This is a genomic window from Streptomyces sp. CA-243310 (genome assembly GCF_050936775.1).
Taxonomy (GTDB): domain Bacteria; phylum Actinomycetota; class Actinomycetes; order Streptomycetales; family Streptomycetaceae; genus Streptomyces.
This window is the reverse complement of the sequence record NZ_JBNJMF010000002.1, coordinates 3,408,296-3,424,327: the sequence shown is the minus strand read 5'-3', so window position 1 is coordinate 3,424,327 and position 16,032 is coordinate 3,408,296. Positions and strand designations below refer to the sequence as shown.

Genomic DNA, 16,032 nt, shown 5'->3' with positions numbered 1-16,032 from the left:
AGTCGTGAGGTTAGCCGCGTCGGGGCGCGGGGATCGGAAGGGACGGGGCCGCGACGTACCGGGCTGCGGCTGAGGTCGCCTCCGCCAGTGCCTGGGCGGCCGTCGCGCCCTGCGATCGATGGGCCAGAAAGGTCCCGGCCAAGGTGTCTCCGGCACCAGAGACTTCCCGCGGTGGGCTCGGCGGAGGCACGGCGGAGGCGACCTGACGCCCGAAGCGGTGAACCACTGCGGCCCGGGGGCCATCGGTGACGACCACCTCCGGGAGCGCACCGGAGTCGATCACTTGCTCCAGGAGCTGGTACTCGGCGGCGTTGACGAACAGCGTGGTCGCCTTCGGCAGCCAGGGAGCGGCGACGCGGATCATGTCCTCCGCGCTCGGCAGGAAGAAGTCCACGCTGAAGCCGCTCCCGTACGCGGCGAGTCGGTCGAGCACGGCCGCCACGTCCAGAGGCCGGCGGCAGCAGACGTGGTAGGTGCCACCCGGGTGCTGGTCCACATGCCTGAGCGCATGCTCGGTCAGACCCTCGGCCACGCCGTACTCCGTGCCTACTCCCACCAACTCGCCATGCACGTCGTACTCCAAGTCGAAGGTGGTGGAAGCTCCTTCGACCTGGATACGGGCCGTCCAGTCGAGCGTGCCCAGCACCGGCGACTCCGGGAGATGGGCGAGATCGTCCCCGAGAACGCAGACCGGAGCCGCCCGGCGGCCAGCCCTTGCCGCCGCCAGAGACAGGAACAGAGCCGCGCCACCGAGCCGGTACCCACCACGGCGATCGGGGTAGCGGGTCCGGTCCCGGCTGATGTTGCCGATCACGTCGAGCCGTTCCACGGAGTCCTCCAGAAGGTCAGGCACGGCGGGCACGATGTGCGCAGTCGACGACCTTCGAGCAGACCGGTCGCCGACGGCAGAGCTGCTGAGCGGGACCGTTCAGGTACAGGCGCTTGAAGTAGATCAAGACGAGGTGTGCGAACCAGGTTGGCTCCGACCCCTCGGGGATTGTCACCTGGTACTCGTTGTCGGTGGCCAGCGAGCGGAACTCGGCTGAGCGGGCGTGCACGGCCGCTTCAAGGACGTGCCGCATACGTTCGTGTGCCACGGCTCCCGTCGGAAGGGCGAGGCCCAATGCGGGTGCGAGCTTGGTGACCATGCCGGAATCCACGGGGATGATGCCGCAGTGATACCCGCGGGCGGTGAGCAGTGCGCACTGAGCGACCTTGTAGGACGCACCTCGCACCCGCGTGGCGAAGTCCAGGATCAAGGCATCGCAGTCGGCTACATCCCCAGTCGGGTCGGTCCCCTCCTTCTCCCAGCCACGGAGAAGCTCCGCGAGGGAGCGCAGATAGTCGATCCGGGTCTGCGGCAGGCCGATGGGGTGTACAAGCGCTGCAAGCTCGGCGTCGGAGGCGGCAACGAGGTTCTCGAAACCACGAACGTTCGCCGAGGCGATCACTCGGGCGTACGTCTCCACCATTCGATAGGAGACTCGGGTGGACCAGCCAGCGGCGAGCATCCGTACCCGTGGATCGCTGATCGACGTCGGCCACCACCGGTTCTCGTCGTGATTGGCCTCCACCTCGGCCTGCACATCCGGGAGACCGGCGGCACAGGCCACCAGCCGGTGGACGCGCCGGATCTCAAACGGGGTCGCCTTCGCTCTCTCGATCGTCATGAACAGACTCCAGCACGGGCTCGGGTTGCCAGAAGTGCCATGGCGAGGTTGGACGAGAAAACCGGCTTCCCGAACCGGTGCTCCAGTTCAGCGATCACCGGCAGGGTGTGCCATCCGGTGCACGAGAAGACCACCGCTTCGGCAGCCCCGATCGCTTCCTGTGGTAACTGCTCCACCAGGGACAGGATCTGATCCGGGGTGATCGCGGGATAGCCGTCGGACAGGCCCAGGCTCGCATGAGCCAAGACCTCCACGCCGGCCTCGGCAAACGCTGTCGACTCCGCTTCGGTCACCAGGGCGGGGTAGGGCGTAACCAGTACCACCCGCACCACGGCTGCCTCGGCGAGAGCCCGCAGAAGGGCGTCGAAAGCGGTGAACACTCCGCCCGGTAGCGGCGGACCATCGGTGAAGCCTGCTGACGTGCAGGCCAGCATCACTGCGTCGAGGGGAATGTGGGACAAGGAGTCCAGTGCCTGCGCTGACGCTTCACGCAGCCCGAGCCAGAATAAGGCGTCGATCGCCGTCGTCCTGGACGCGGGCACGAGCCGCGCATGGTGGAAGACCGTGTGGCGCAGGCCGAGGCGGGTCAATTCGGTCTCCACGGCGACGTTGGCCCAGGGCAGCAGCAGCCCTGCACGGATGGTGCGATCCGCCGCCGCATCCAGGGCTGCCAACGTCGCGAGCGTCCCGTCAGGAAGCTGATGCAACACGTTCTCCGTAGATCATGCGAGGCGCGTGGCCGGTCACCACCAGGTCGCCGGTAGTGCCGAGCGGCACCGCCGCGTCGCGCTCGACGATCTGGATCGAATACGAGCCCAGCCGTCGCCACCAGGTGCCGCCCTGCCCGATGAAGTAGCTGTGAAGGCCGGGCACGCGTAGACCGGTCGGGTACACCCGCTCTTTCATCGGCTGGTCCCAGGTGAAGTCGATGTCCGCCTTCCAGGAGGGGAAGTGCTCCGCCGAGGGCAGGGGCTCCAGCTCGCCGAGCGCGGCCAGCGGTGTACCGGGGAAGGCCCGTGCCAGGCGGACGTTCGTCCGATGGCACAGAAGGCCGGCATCGAGAATCTCCGCCAGGCCCCGGAGATTTGCCACGTGGGTGCCGTGGGTCTCGCCGGGCAGACCGTAGATCAGGTTCAGGCCCGGAAGCAGCATCGGCAGACCACCGGGACCACGGGCGGCGCCCGCCTCGTTCACGTGCTCGACCGCACGGGTCAGAATCTCGGGCGTGCAGGTGAGGGTGTTCCTCGCGATGACTACCGGGTCGAAGCTTTCGATGCCCATCGGCGCGCAGTTGCCCTCGGTGCAGTAGTCCGCCACCAGCTTGGCGATGCGCAGGCCAACCGGTGCGGCCACAGCGAGGGGGTCCGCGTTGTCGATGTGAAGCACTTCCAGCTCGGGGCAGCGTTCCCGGATACCGCCGAGCAGGGCGCGGATCGCGTCTTCATCCCGGTTGCGGTAGGAGAAGAAGCAGGTCTGCTGCCCGAGTCGGAAGTTCCGGACGCCAGCGGCGTAGAGCTGGGCAGCCTCGGCGACTACATCGTCGACCTCGCGGAAGGCGACGAGAGGGGACTTCGCTGGCTCGTTGCAGAAGTCGCAGAATTTGCGCCGGGTGCAGCCGCGGTACAGCTCCAGCTCGGCGATCGGCCGCCAGGGCATCTGCTCGACGAGGCCGGTGAAGGAGTCGCGCTCGTGCTGCATCTGCCCGTAAGCGGCGGGGCGGTTGCTACCGAGCAGGAGGTCGCCGGACGTCACCGTGTGGGTGTGGACAGCGTCGAACAGCCCGGCGTACTCCGCAGGAGCGGCCAGGGCGTAGGTGGACAACGGCCCGAGGAGATACCGACGGCCTCGTGCACAGGCGAGCGCGCGGGCGATCTCCGCGAACGACCCGTTCACAGCGTGCAGATGGACGGAGGGAACGGCGTCTCCGGCGATGACGACCACGATCTCGGCATCCCGCAGAAGCTGAATGGCGGAGTCCCGGTTGACGGTGGTCGAGTACGTGAACGGATCGCTCTGGGGCGGTTCGACGGTGGGCCTTCCGCCCGCGAGACACCAGCGGACGTCGTCGATGGTCACATACCGGACGTCCGCCTCCGGCCTTGCCCGACGCAGTGCCGACCAGGCGTTCCGGACGTAGGTCGACAGGTACGGCGGTACGCCGAGACCGCTCGGTTCGACGGTGAAGCAGTCCAACACGACTACTGGCTGCATGGTGTTCTCCCTCCGGTGCTGAGGGCATCGGCGACGTCCAGCAGCGTCCCCGCTGGGAGGGGCGGTCGGCCCGCAGCCCTTCCAGTCTCAGTGCTGTCACCGGTCCCGAGGAGGGGGCAGCGGGGTTGTTCGGTTGTACGGGGGTTGTTCTTTCATGCCCCTGTGTCGAAAGGCTGGGACAGAGCGTGATCGACAAGGCATCATCGACGCATGGGAAGTGCAAGGGGAGCCGGCGGGACCAACGCCGCGCTGGCGGCTGTGATCTCGGAGGCCGGCCGTTCGCATGCCGCCCTTGCCCGAACGGTCAACGAACTGGCCGCGCTGCAGGGCGTGGTCACGCGTTACGACAAGGCGTCCGTGACCCGGTGGTTGCAGGGTATGACGCCTCGTGATCGTGCCCCGGAATTCATCGCCGCTGCCTTGGCCGGTTTCTTAGGACGCCCCATCGCGCCCGCCGACATCGGGTTCTCGGAGCAGGGCCAGCGTCCGGTCGTTGCAAGGGCCTTGACGTACCGTGAAGACGTGGGTGAAACACTGCACACGCTCGCGGAGCTCGGCTCCACCGACATCTCGCGGCGCAGCCTGCTCGGGGCCGTGCCGTTCGTCGCGACGGCCCTCATGGACCCCCAGCGGCAGTGGCTTCTCTGGCTCCTTGAGGACGATCAGGCTCCACGCCTAGCCGCTGTCGCCGACGGAGGACCCGTCGAGCAGGTCCAGGCGATGATCGAGATGTTCGACGAGATGGACAACCGCTTCGGCGGCGGAGGAGTCCGAGCGAGCATCGTGCACTACCTGAGCACCCAGCTCGCACCGATGCTGCAACAGCGCAACATGCCCAGCCACCAGCGTCGGCTCCTGTACACGTCGGCCGCGAAGATGGCGGCGACCGCTGGCTGGTGTTCGTACGATACCGCCGACTACGGGCTCGCTGAGCGGTACATGATCCAGGCACTCAGGCTGTGCGCCGAGGGCGGCGACCGGGTGCTCGGCGGACAGATCCTGGCGGGCATGTCCCACCTCGCCACCAGCCTCGGCAACCCCGCTGAAGGCGTTTCGCTCGCCCGAGCGGGCATCGCGACCGCCAAGTCGTCGGGCAGCCCGCTGGGGCTCATGCGGTTGTACGCCATGGCCGCCCGCGGTTACGCCGCTCTCGGTGACACCCGACAGGCCACGGCTGCCCTACACGCGGCTGGCAGGGGCCTGGAGATCAGCCGGGGGCCGGCCGAGGAATCTCCGTGGGTCCGCTTCCTGGACCACCACTATCTCGAAGCCGAGGCCGCCCTGGTCCACCGTGACCTCGGCGAGGCAGCCCAGGCCGAGCGCCTCGCGAGCGCGTCGGTGGAGGCAAACAGCGACCGGCGCCGCCGCCAGGCGATCAGCCGCTCGGTACTCGCCACAGCGTTCCTCCAGCAGGACAGGCTGGACGAGGCAGTCGGCACCGCCAGCAACGCCCTGGATCTACTCAGCGGTGTCCACAGCGAGCGATCAGTCCAGGCACTGCGCGACTTCCGCACGCGACTTGCTCCTCACCGAGGCGAGCCGATCGTGCGCGGATTCGAACTCAGGGCTAGGCCCATACTCGGCACTGCGGCCTGACCCGCTGAGTCAGTACCCTTCCGGAGTCGGCGCGTTCTGCCCCTTGTCGACAGGGAGATTGACTCCCGTCACCGCCCGGGACGCGTCCGAAAGCAAGAACGCGATCACGTCCGCAACCTCCTCCGGACGCACCAGCTCGCCCCCGGGAAACTCGGCGCGGAACCGGTCGAAGGCCGATGGGTCCTCGTGGCGCATCCGATCCCATCGCTTGCCCGGGATGAGCATCGACCCGGGCGAGACCGCGTTCACGCGGATGCCGTCTGTGGCCAGCTCCCTCGCCAACGACGACACCATGTGGATCTGGGCCGCCTTCGCCGAGCCGTACTGAGCCTGTGGACCCGGCTTCCAACCGGAGACCGAGGCCACCACGACGATCGGGCCGCCACCAGCAGTCCGCAGGTGCGGTGCACCCGTGGCGACCAGCCGCGCGACATGGCCGACGTTCATCTCCCACGTTGCCGACCAGTCTTGAACCGTTGCCTCGGCGATACCCCGACCACGTGCGCCACCCGCGCAAGCGACCACACCGTCCAGGCCCCCAAGCGCTGACGCGGCATCGTCCACAAACCGTTCCAGCAGTTCCGGCGCAGCGACGTCCAAAGGCCGCGCGAACAGTGCGTCGGGCGAATCGAGTGAACTACGAAGCGCCTCCAGTGGCTCGGGCTTCCGCGCACAGGTCGCCACTCGTGCTCCTTCCGACAGCAGTAGGCGCACGACGTGCTCGCCCAGCCCCCTGGAACCCCCCGTCACCAAAATTCGCCGGCCCTCGAAACGCCCCGTCGCCGCTTGCTTCTCCTGGTCACGTTCTGTGCTCGTCATCCGTACAACCCCTCAACAACCGTGCCGACCCGTGTGGCCAGAGACATCCTCCGTGCTCCCTTCTTACCGGGGAGCTGGAGCGGTTCTCTTATGGACGTACCCGGCCCGGGGACAACCGTGCAGTCGGCGATCAGTCGACATCGGTCCCGCGGATCCGGAGACGGCGCGAGCCCGGGATGCCGTCTGTCGCTACTCAAACGTCGAGCCCGGGTTCGGCGGTCCCATCACGAAACGAGCGAGAGCCAGCGAACGCACCCCGCGCTCCTCTCCCAACTCGGGAGGTACACCGTGTCCCAGGCACCACATCCGTGTAACAGCCTCACGTTGGCCGACATCCCCAACGCCGTCGGTTTGGCGCGGTTGCACACCGCAGACGTTCTGTCCCGCTGGGGCGTGCACGCCGGCATCGTCGAGACCGTGCAGCTTTTGGTGTCGGAGCTGGCCACGAACGCCGTCCGGCACCCCAAGGAGGGTGAGGAGGACACCTCCCTGTTCTCGGTGCGGAACACGGTGCAGACCTTCGAACTCACGCTGGAGATCCTCGGCGACGCGGTGAGGGTATCGGTGTGGGATCGCGACACGAGGCCACCGGTGCTGAAACAGGTCGGCGTGGAGGCGACGGGGGGCCGGGGCATCTTCATCGTTGCAGTGATGAGCAGGCGCTGGGGTCACTATCCGGCGCGCGGTATGCCCGGCAAGGTGGTGTGGGCCGAGATCGGTCTCAACCCCGCCAACCGAGTTGGTGAAGACGAGAGGTCGGCGCGCTCTCCGGACCGGCCTCCAACTGGCGGCCCCGGGAAGCTGAGAGCACCACGAGTCGATCCGAACCTGATTGGCCGCGTGCTCGTAGGAGTCGGGCGCATCTGAGCCGTGGACGAGACAGAAGAAGTCAGCCCGGCGCCCAAGCTCGGCAGGGAGCTTTCCTCCTGGGAACAACGTCTCTTCGACGGAGTGCGCATGGTGAGCGCCGACGAGCAGGCGGAGATAGCGGCGACGCCCCGCCACCGCCCGGACGGTTCCATTCGAGCCGCGTCGCCTGATGAGTCCCACTGGTAGGGCCAACGGCTGAGTGGCACGGCCAGCGATCGGCGCGACACGGAGTAGTCGTCCGCCAGGCCCCCACAGATCGCCGACAGCTCTCCCAGACGAGCCTTCCCCGGTTGACCGCGGTTCCGGTGATGGCAGTCAAACACCTGACCCCGATCCCGACATATGGAGGCATGCCCATGTCGCCGCACGATCAAAAACCGCATGCGTCAGCCGCGCCGACGCATACGGTCCACCGCGAAGCGGTGCTGGAGATGCCGGTTTCCAGCGACTGGATGGACGTCGACAACGCAGCGATCCGAAGGTGGCACCACGGCGCTCCGCTGGTGCGCCCGTCCCGCAGCGGACAACTCTGTCGGCTCCGTCAGCAGTTTCGTCTGGAGGCGAACGAACGACACGCTCGTGGAGCCGGCGATCGGCAACTTCGGTTGTTGGCATACAGCTTGGTCCTGAGCGCGGGGGCCAGCCCCGACGAGGACTGGAACACCCTTCAGGTCGAGGCTGAGCAGCACGGTTATGCGATAGGAGCCAGGCTCCACGACGTGGCCGTCCCTGTGGCGATGGGCTACTTCCCTGACACGCGTGACAGCCGTGGCGTCTACACGCCTCCCTGGAAGCGCCCCGGTTGGGGCGAAGTGGAGCGCTTGATCCGGGGTGGATTCGCGACCGGCGTGATCGTGCTCGATCGGCACAACATCAGCTCTGATGACGACGAGTACCACGCCGTGATCAGGCACCTCGGCGAGCGATGCCAAGCGTTCATACATCTCGTCATTCCCGAGGAGCCTGCCGTACCGACTTGAAGGCGTCCGCTGCGCTGGATGGACGCTAAGGGGTGGGGCTGGAGACAGGCCAGCGCCCAGGTCCTCCTGGTCCTCGCCATGTTTGCCGTGTTTGCCATCGCCTACCGCTCGACCTGATCTGGGGGACGCTATGACGTTCGAGGAACACATCGAGGGGCCACCGGTCCTGCTCCCGCACCGCGAGCAAGGCGAGGCCCTGCTCGCCATCCATGAGGGCACTCCGGAACTACCCAGCGAGGCCGGCATCGATCTCTTCGCCGTGCCCGCTGGCGAGGTTCGGGGGAGCGGCTTCGACCTATCCCGCTTCCACCGCCTCTCTCGCCTGCCTGCTGCCGGGAATCCGACGCCTCCCGTTTCGCCTGACGACCCGCAGGACGCGGCATGACGACGGTCACGGACACCCCCACCCACGAGCAAGTGAGGTAGCAGATGAACCGTTCCGTTCTCGCTCTGGCCGCCACCGTTGCCATCGCGTCCGCGGTGCACACCGCCCAGCGGCACCTGCAGCACCGACAGCTCCTGGAGCTGGAGATGCACAAGGCACACGGCCGCATGCTCGAAGTCGCCACGACCCATCCGGACGTGGACCCGATCTGGGTGCGGAACCACCCCGATCACGTCAAGGAGGACGAGTCCGGTCCGCTGCTGATGTGCCAGTGGTGGCTTGAGTTCTGGCGCACCGGACTCAACCTCGGGGTGTACACGTCGGCCGTGCTGCGGCAGAACGCCAAGAACTTCATGAACGACCCCGTGGCCCTCAAGGCGTGGGCCCTGACCCGCCACGGACGCGCCCGGCAATCCAGAAACCGCCGCGACCGCATGCACGTGGCGTTGCTGAATGCGGCGTTCGAGGAGGCCGGCGGGCCCAGCCAGTACCCCGAGTGCGAACTCGACCCGGTCTCGGCCCTTTGAGTCTCGCCGCCCCGCTGCCATTAGCCCCCTGACGAGGAGGACGACCATGACCGTTCCCGCCCCGATAGCTCTACCGGCTCCGGCCGCATCTGAAAGTAAGGTCGGCGAGCGCCGGCAACCCGGCCGCGCGCAGCGTGCTCTTCTCCTCGACCTCGACGGCGTCCTGCTCGACACCCGCCCGGTGATGCAGAAGGCGTGGCGGAAGGTCCAGGAGGACCACGGCGTAACCCTTCCGTTCACCGACTACGAGCGTCACCTTGGGCGTGAGTTCAGCGACATCATGCAGCGGCTGAGCATCGCCGACATCGACGCGGTCCGCCGGACGTACGAAACGGAATCCGTCGCCGCCGCACACCTCGCGCACGAATTCACCGGCATCGTCGAAGTGCTCCACGCCTTCGTGGCCGCTGACTGGCGGCTAGGCGTCGTGACGTCGAAGCACGTCGATCGCGCCGCGCCGCTCCTCGCCCACCTCGGCTGCCCCTTCGCCACCGTCCGCACCCCCGCTGGAGCGGGCCGGGCGAAGCCGGCCCCCGATCCGCTCCTCCTGGCCCTGGTCGACCTCGGAGTCGACCCTGCCGCAGCCGTGTACGTGGGGGACATGGCCGTCGACCAGGAAGCGGCGGCCCGCGCCGGTGTCGCTTACGTCCACGCGGGGTGGGGATATGGGCAGCCCACCTCTCCCGCACCCGAGGTCGTCGCCGCGCCACGGGAGCTGCTGCAACTCCTGCGTCCCGGAACGCCGTTCGTCGAGGGGGGCCTGGGGTGAGCACCCACTCGACCAGTGGCCTGGGCTTGGTCCGGTCCGACTTCGCAAGCCAGCCCCGATGGGCTCTCGTCGGCAGCGCCGCCCTGGCCCAGGTGAAGACCGACCACATCCGGACCGGGGATCTGGAGTCGCTCCCCATCGACCGGAAGGAGCTGCGCGCCGTCGTCGAGGACGTCATGGACGCCCTGGAACGCTACGGTAGCTCGTTCGTGTCCACACCCGGCGGAGCTGGCTGGCTTCACGTGCAGCACGTTCCCGTGCGGCGCTTCGTGGCCGAGATCCTGCGCAAGCTGCTGGCCCTCGATGCCTGGGCACCGTTCGCGTCGGCTCCGGGGCCCCTGGCTCTCGCCCCGTACGAGGGGCGCGTCGGCCTGCGTCCGAGCAGCTCACGGGAGTACCTCGCGTACACCGTCACCTGGTCCGGCATCGCCTACCTGCTCGGAGCAGACGCCCCGTACAACCCCACCCGCTCCGCCCAGTTACGCAACCGGGCCCGTGTCAGCACGGCGAACACGGAGCCGAGCCCGCTCCCGGCGGGCCTGCAGCAGCGAGACGTCGTGGCACTGTCCTGGACCTCCCGCCATGCCGCCACCCTGATGCCGGTGCTCGCTGAGCTGGAGCGCGACGGAGGTACGAGCCTTCTGCTCGACCTCGCCACCGACCCTGCTGAGCGGTGCCCCGCACCGACGGCTACGGGCATCGACCTGCGCTCGGCGCCGAGCGACCTCTTCACCCTCTCCGGCACCACAGAGGACCTACACCCGGCGGACGACGAGCACGTCGTCCGCGTCAAGGGCCACAGCCTCCAACTCGCCCGGCTCGTCATGCTCTTGTCCGTGCTCCTCGAAACCAGTGGCGGGTGCACGCAGCCGTCGTGGCGGACCATGCTCGGCGCAGAGCGCTGGCTCGACGGCGTCCTGGCCGCGACCCAGCCGCACACCGTGCTGTTGAGCAACGACACCAGCCCGCTGGGCGCACTGGCCGCGCACGCAGCCGAGCGGCACAGCGCGAACACGGTCCACGTCCAGCACGGGGCATGGACGGCAGAGTCGGTCGCCTGGCCAGCCCTGCACAGCCGCGACATCGTCGTCATGGGCGAACGGGACGTTCCTCTGGCCCGCGCGTGGGTGCGCCACCCTGACGCCGAGGTGCACGTGCTGGGACAGCCCCGCTTCGATGCCCTGGCCGCCCTCGGCCGCGACGCACAGCGGCGGTACCTGGAGAAGGTGCTCGCGCCGGGCAACCGCCGTGCCCCCGCCCGGATCGCGGTGTGGGCCTGCCAGCCGTTCAGCCCCGGCCACCTCAAGGACCAGGCGGACCTCCTCCTGGAGGGCCTGAGTGCGGCGGAAGGCGACTGGGGTCTCGTCATCGCTCCGCACCCGGCGCAGGGCGCCGATGCCTTCGCCGCGCTACTGAAGCGGAACGGCGGCCCGCCGGTGGTCGTCGCCGACCCGCGGGTCGGCGCTCGGGGCTGCCTCGCCGGGGCCGATGCGCTGGCGAGCGCGTACTCGACGTGCGGGATCGAGGCTGCGCTGCTCGGCGTCCCGGTCCTCGAAATCGGCTCGCCGGGCGAACGCACGCTGGACCTGGCCGGCCACGGCCTCGCGACCCGTTGCCACAACACCGCTGACGTCGCCGAAGCGCTCGACGCCCTGCGTGACCCGGGCCCGCCCGTCGCGAAGACGGCCCTGGACGCGGTGTGCCGGTGGCGCGGTGACAGCGCGGCCCAAGTCGCCCGCCTCATCACCCAGCGCGCCGAAACCGGCGCCAGATCATCCGAACCCGTCCACCACGATGCCCCGAGCGCGGCCTCTGCGTCGCCCCAGGGCGAAGGAGCTCCTGCCCGATGACACACCTCACCGCCGACAGCATCGCCGAGCTGTTCTCCGGCGCCATCATGCTGGCCAAGTCCGGCGAGCAGGTCAGCCCCCGAGGCATGGCCACCCGCGAAGTCCGCGACGTCCACATGCTGCTCACCCAACCGCGCGCCCGCCTGCTCTACGCACCCCCGGCCCGGATCGTGAACCCGGCCTTCGCGGTCGCCGAGACCGTCTGGCACCTGTCCGGTTCCGACGCCCCGTGGATCTTCGATTACAACGCGCGGCTGCGGCAGTACGCCGACGACGGCGTCCTTCTCGGCGCGTACGGGCCCAGGATGCGGAACTGGGGCGGCAAGGTAGATCAACTGGCCCGCGTCGTGGAGATCCTCAAGGAGGACCCCGACTCCCGGCGGGCCCTGATCCAGCTCTACGACCCGGCCCAGGACGCCGCCGGGCACAAGGACGTCCCCTGCACCCTCACCTTCCGCTTTCACCTGCGGGCCGGCCGTCTCCACATGGCGACCGTGATGCGCGGCCAGGACGTGTGGATCGGCATGCCGTACGACGTGTTCTTCTACACCGTGCTGCACGAGCTGGTCGCCGGATGGCTCGACGCGGAGCTGGGCGAGTTCCACCTGCACGTCGGCTCGCTTCACGTCTACGAGGAGCACGTCGAGCGGGCCGAGGAGCTGACCTCGCTGGTGGCGAGCCCGGTCATGCCCGACCTGCGAACGCCGTGGACGGGCTTCGACGCCCTGCTCGACCAGGTCGAGGCCCGAGACGTGACCGGCCACCCCGGCTGGGACGCGATGGCGGAGACGCTGCGCAGCTACCGGCTGTGGAAGGACGGGCAGCGCCAGCAGGCGTGGCGGGCGGCCGACGGGATCGACTGTCCTCTCGGCCAGGCCCTCACCGCCTGGTACGGCGAGCTGGAGCGCCGCTCGTCGAAGCCCGCCGCGACCGCCGGGTCGAGGTGACGGCCGCCGTGAAGCGCACCCCTTCGGTCGTCCTCGGCCTGTGCTCGTTCACCCACGACTCGTCGGCGGCCCTGCTGGTGGACGGCGAACTGATCGGCTTCGTTGAGGAGGAACGCCTCTCCGAGCAGAAGCACACCAAGCTCTACCCGGCCCGCGCCATCGAGTGGCTGCTCGGCCAGGCCAAGCTCACCGCCGCCGACGTGGACGCCGTCGCCTACAACTTCCAGCCCGCCCGCTACCTCGCCGAGTCGCCCGCCGCCCTGCGGCTGGCGCTCTCACCGGCGACCCGCGGACGGGCCCTGGCCCGAGCCCACGGATTCGCCAAGGTGGCTCTGCGCACCCAGCTCCGCCTGCGTGTGATCGGCCGGCAGTTCCCCGCCGCCCGCGTCGTGCCGGTCCTGCACCACCGCGCTCACCAGCTCACCGCTTTCGCAGCCTCGGGCTGGGAGGAGGCAGCCGTACTCGTCGTCGACAGCCTCGGCGAGCGGCAGACCACCACGATCGCCCACGGGCACACCGCGATCCGCCCAGTCACCCACACTCTGGAAGCGATCAACGACCCGGCCTCGCTCGGGTACGTGTATGGCGCTGTCACCGAGCATTTGGGCTGGCGCCGGGGCGACGAGGAAGGCACGGTCATGGCGCTGGCCGCTCTCGGCGACCCCGCCCGCTTCCGCCACCTGTTCGCCGATGCCGTCCGCACGACCGCGACCGGTTTCCACATCAACCCCGCCTACTTCCCCGCGCGCACCCTCACGTCGGGATACGAGCGCACGTCCCGCCGTTTCATCGCCGAGACCTGCCCCGAGCGGCACCCCAGCGAACCCCTGGCCGAGGTCCACCAGGACCTTGCGGCGGCCCTCCAGGAGCGGACCGAGCAGGTCATGGTCCACCTGGCCCGTCGCGCCCGCGTGCTCACCGGCTCCCGGCGTCTGTGCGTGGGGGGCGGTGTCGCCACGAACTGCGTGAGCATCGGGAAGATCATCGAGGCTGGCATCTTCGACGAGGTGTTCGTGCCGCCCGCGCCCGGTGACGCGGGCACCGCGATCGGCGCCGCGCTCGCCGTGCACGTCGACGTCCGCAGCCCGCGCCCGCTCGCCGGCATCGCCCGCACCTGCTACCTCGGCCCGTCCTACGAGGACCAGCCCCTCGACCTCGCTCCTTGGCCCGGCCTCCACCAGAAAACCCTGGGCATCGAAACCGCGGAGTTCCTCGCCGACCAGCTCGCCCACGGGACCATCGTCGGTCTGTTCCAGGGGCCCGTCGAAGCCGGGCCGCGCGCCCTGGGCAACCGCTCGATCCTCGCCTCCCCGCTGGAGCCCGGCGTCGTCGAGCGGCTCAACGCCACCGTGAAGTTCCGCGAGCCGTTCCGGCCCTTCGCCCCCATGGTCCCGGCCGAGCACGCCGACGAGTTCTTCACCCTCGGCCAGCAGGCGCCGTACATGTCCATGGCCTCCGGCGTGACGGACACGGCGCGCGAGCGGGTGCCCGCCATCGTGCACGCCAACGGCACCTCCCGCCTGCAGACCGTCACCCGGTCGCAGAACCCGTTCATGCACGCGGTCCTGACCGCCTTCGGCCGCCGCACCGGGGTGCCCGTGCTGATCAACACCTCCCTCAACGTCAAGGGCAAGCCGATCTGCGGGACACCGGAAATGGCCCTGGATTGCCTGGCTAACTCCGGGCTCGACGCCCTGCTCCTCGAAGGGCGGTGGATCACCAAGTGAAGATCGGATACAGCTTCTGGGGCTTCCTCGGCAACGGCGTCACCGACACCCCGGACGGAGGCCGCAGCCACCGCCGCCCCTTCATCGACGCCCTCCTCGCCCGCGGTCATGACATCGTCTTCCTGCAGGCCGACCGCGACCGCCTCGAAGTCGGCGAGAACCTCGACGACGCGTACACCTTCAACGAGGGGCTGCCGGGCCTCGACGTCCTGTTCCTGGAGTGGCGCTGGGCGATCCCCGGCCGCAACACCACCCCGTGCGGGAGCGAGGGGCACACCTGCGACCTGCACCGCCAAGCCCAGCTCATCAACCACTACACCGTGCGGCACCAGATACCCACCGTGATCTGGGACAAGGACCGCACCCTGCGAGCCGAGAGCGTGTGGCGCCGCACCGCCCACACCCGCGTCTGCGAGGCCGCCCTCGCCCCGACCCTCGGCGCGCACTCACTGCTCTTCCCCGTCGCTGAGGACCTCCTCACCCAGGCGGACCCCGTGGCCCTCGCGGCACAGCCGCGAGATCTGGTCCTCGGCTACGTGGGCAACCAGTACGACCGCGACGACTCCTTCGACCGCTTCTTCGCCCCGGCCGCCGCCCACGTCGAGCACCTGGTCGCGGGGAAGTGGACGAAAACCGACCGCTGGCCGCACGTTCGCTTCGTGGGCCGGATCCCGTTCGAGGCCGCCGCCGGTGTCTACGGGCGGTCCCTGGCCACGGTGCTCATGCTGCCCGAGCGGTACGCCGCCGTCGGGCAGATGACCCAGCGCATCTTCGAGGCCGTGCTCGCCGGCTGCCTGCCGCTGGTACCGGCGAACATCCGCTTCGCCGACCGGTTCGTCCCCAAGGAGCTGGTCGTGCGCTCCGGCCACGGCGTGACCGAACGCATCTCCCATCTCCGCGAGATAGCCGGCACCCAGCAGCACGCCAACCTGATTGCCGCATGCGTGGACCGCCTGCGCCTGTTCGGCCTGACTAAGCAGGTCGACACCCTGGAATCCGTCCTGCACGGCCTCGTCCAGGCCACCGCGACCGAGCGGGGAGCTGCCTGATGCGCGCCCCTCGACAAGCCATGCCGTCTGGATCATCCGGACGGGTCCGGGAGGATGGGCCCGCCGGACACCCGAACCTCTCTACGCTGGAGCACCATGAAGAAGGTCGCCATCGTCGGCTGCGGAGGCAGCGGCAAATCCCACGTGGCCCGCGAACTGGGCAGGATCCTCGACGCCCCGGTGACGCACTTGGACGCCGCGTTCTACGACGACGAGTGGAACGCGCTGCCCATGGACAAGTTCACCGAGTTGCAGCGCGAGCTGGTCTCGCAGCCGCGCTGGGTGATCGACGGCAACTACAACTCGACGCTGCAGGTGCGGCTCGAAGCCTGCGACTCGGTGGTCCTGATGGACGTGTCGACCGTGGCGGCCCTGTACGGGATCTTCTCCCGGCAGATCCGGCACGGTGCCGGGCACAAGGGCAACGGGGTGCACAACCGCATCCACTGGGGCGTGATCAAGTACGTCGCCACGTACCGGCGCAAGATGCGACCCCGCGTGATGGCGAAGATCGAGGAGTTCGGCTCCGGAGCGGACGTGGTGCTGCTGGCCAACCGGCGCCAGACGCGCCGCTGGCTGCAGAAGGTGGCCGCCGAGCAGTCCTGAACGGCCCGCGCCCCCGGACCGGGGGT

17 protein-coding genes are annotated in these 16,032 nt (G+C 69.1%); 12 read left to right on the top strand and 5 right to left on the bottom strand.

Translation table 11 applies throughout. From position 1 onward, the window contains the following. Positions 1–10: 10 nt before the first annotated feature. From ACQEVM_RS33025 to ACQEVM_RS33010, 4 genes are read right to left on the bottom strand one after another with little or no spacing between them, the layout of a single operon-like run. Positions 11–853, bottom strand: coding sequence for a PfkB family carbohydrate kinase (locus ACQEVM_RS33025; protein ID WP_433085123.1), 843 nt, complete (start codon positions 851–853; stop codon positions 11–13). Then, the gene (locus ACQEVM_RS33020; protein ID WP_433085121.1) at positions 846–1,670 is read right to left on the bottom strand and encodes a hypothetical protein; all 825 of its coding nucleotides are present in this window, start codon (positions 1,668–1,670) and stop codon (positions 846–848) included. The genes ACQEVM_RS33025 and ACQEVM_RS33020 overlap by 8 nt, the downstream gene beginning before the upstream one ends. Further along, positions 1,667–2,377, bottom strand: a complete 711-nt coding sequence (locus ACQEVM_RS33015; RefSeq protein WP_433085119.1) for a hypothetical protein — start codon at positions 2,375–2,377, stop codon at positions 1,667–1,669. Before ACQEVM_RS33015 ends, ACQEVM_RS33020 begins: the two co-directional genes overlap by 4 nt. Further along, a complete protein-coding gene (locus ACQEVM_RS33010; protein WP_433085117.1) occupies positions 2,361–3,746 on the bottom strand; it encodes a radical SAM protein in 1,386 nt (461 codons plus the stop codon). The genes ACQEVM_RS33015 and ACQEVM_RS33010 overlap by 17 nt, the downstream gene beginning before the upstream one ends. Before the next feature lie 345 nt (positions 3,747–4,091). Here ACQEVM_RS33010 and ACQEVM_RS33005 point away from each other — a divergent pair, with 345 nt between their 5' ends. Next, the gene (locus ACQEVM_RS33005; protein WP_433085115.1) at positions 4,092–5,477 is read left to right on the top strand and encodes a hypothetical protein; all 1,386 of its coding nucleotides are present in this window, start codon (positions 4,092–4,094) and stop codon (positions 5,475–5,477) included. A gap of 9 nt (positions 5,478–5,486) precedes the next feature. Here the strand turns inward: ACQEVM_RS33005 and ACQEVM_RS33000 are convergent, their stop codons facing one another. Continuing rightward, entirely contained in the window at positions 5,487–6,296 is an 810-nt protein-coding gene (locus tag ACQEVM_RS33000; RefSeq protein WP_433085113.1) for an SDR family NAD(P)-dependent oxidoreductase, read from the bottom strand. A 324-nt stretch (positions 6,297–6,620) separates the two neighbouring features. Between ACQEVM_RS33000 and ACQEVM_RS32995 the strand changes: the two genes are divergently transcribed. From ACQEVM_RS32995 to ACQEVM_RS32945, 11 genes are all read left to right on the top strand, one after another. Beyond that, positions 6,621–7,163, top strand: coding sequence for an ATP-binding protein (locus ACQEVM_RS32995; RefSeq protein WP_433085111.1), 543 nt, complete (start codon positions 6,621–6,623; stop codon positions 7,161–7,163). A 3-nt stretch (positions 7,164–7,166) separates the two neighbouring features. Next, positions 7,167–7,352 (top strand): hypothetical protein, encoded by a 186-nt coding sequence (locus ACQEVM_RS32990; protein ID WP_433085109.1) that lies wholly within the window; start codon positions 7,167–7,169, stop codon positions 7,350–7,352. Between the two features lie 170 nt (positions 7,353–7,522). Continuing rightward, positions 7,523–8,146, top strand: coding sequence for a hypothetical protein (locus tag ACQEVM_RS32985; protein WP_433085107.1), 624 nt, complete (start codon positions 7,523–7,525; stop codon positions 8,144–8,146). A gap of 130 nt (positions 8,147–8,276) precedes the next feature. After that, positions 8,277–8,531, top strand: a complete 255-nt coding sequence (locus ACQEVM_RS32980; protein WP_433085105.1) for a hypothetical protein — start codon at positions 8,277–8,279, stop codon at positions 8,529–8,531. A gap of 44 nt (positions 8,532–8,575) precedes the next feature. Beyond that, positions 8,576–9,058, top strand: coding sequence for a DUF6082 family protein (locus tag ACQEVM_RS32975; RefSeq protein WP_433085103.1), 483 nt, complete (start codon positions 8,576–8,578; stop codon positions 9,056–9,058). Between the two features lie 46 nt (positions 9,059–9,104). Next, complete coding sequence (locus ACQEVM_RS32970) at positions 9,105–9,827, top strand: HAD family hydrolase (RefSeq protein ID WP_433085101.1); 723 nt, start codon at positions 9,105–9,107, stop codon at positions 9,825–9,827. Further along, the gene (locus ACQEVM_RS32965; RefSeq protein ID WP_433085099.1) at positions 9,824–11,677 is read left to right on the top strand and encodes a hypothetical protein; all 1,854 of its coding nucleotides are present in this window, start codon (positions 9,824–9,826) and stop codon (positions 11,675–11,677) included. The genes ACQEVM_RS32970 and ACQEVM_RS32965 overlap by 4 nt, the downstream gene beginning before the upstream one ends. Next, complete coding sequence (locus tag ACQEVM_RS32960) at positions 11,674–12,624, top strand: thymidylate synthase (protein ID WP_433085097.1); 951 nt, start codon at positions 11,674–11,676, stop codon at positions 12,622–12,624. The genes ACQEVM_RS32965 and ACQEVM_RS32960 overlap by 4 nt, the downstream gene beginning before the upstream one ends. Positions 12,625–12,632: 8 nt before the next feature. Continuing rightward, positions 12,633–14,351 (top strand): carbamoyltransferase family protein, encoded by a 1,719-nt coding sequence (locus tag ACQEVM_RS32955; protein WP_433085095.1) that lies wholly within the window; start codon positions 12,633–12,635, stop codon positions 14,349–14,351. Then, positions 14,348–15,400, top strand: coding sequence for a glycosyltransferase family protein (locus tag ACQEVM_RS32950; RefSeq protein ID WP_433085093.1), 1,053 nt, complete (start codon positions 14,348–14,350; stop codon positions 15,398–15,400). Before ACQEVM_RS32955 ends, ACQEVM_RS32950 begins: the two co-directional genes overlap by 4 nt. 96 nt (positions 15,401–15,496) lie before the next feature. Further along, on the top strand, positions 15,497–16,006 hold the full coding sequence (locus tag ACQEVM_RS32945; protein ID WP_433085091.1) for a topology modulation protein: 510 nt from the start codon (positions 15,497–15,499) through the stop codon (positions 16,004–16,006). The last annotated feature ends 26 nt before the right edge of the window (positions 16,007–16,032 follow it).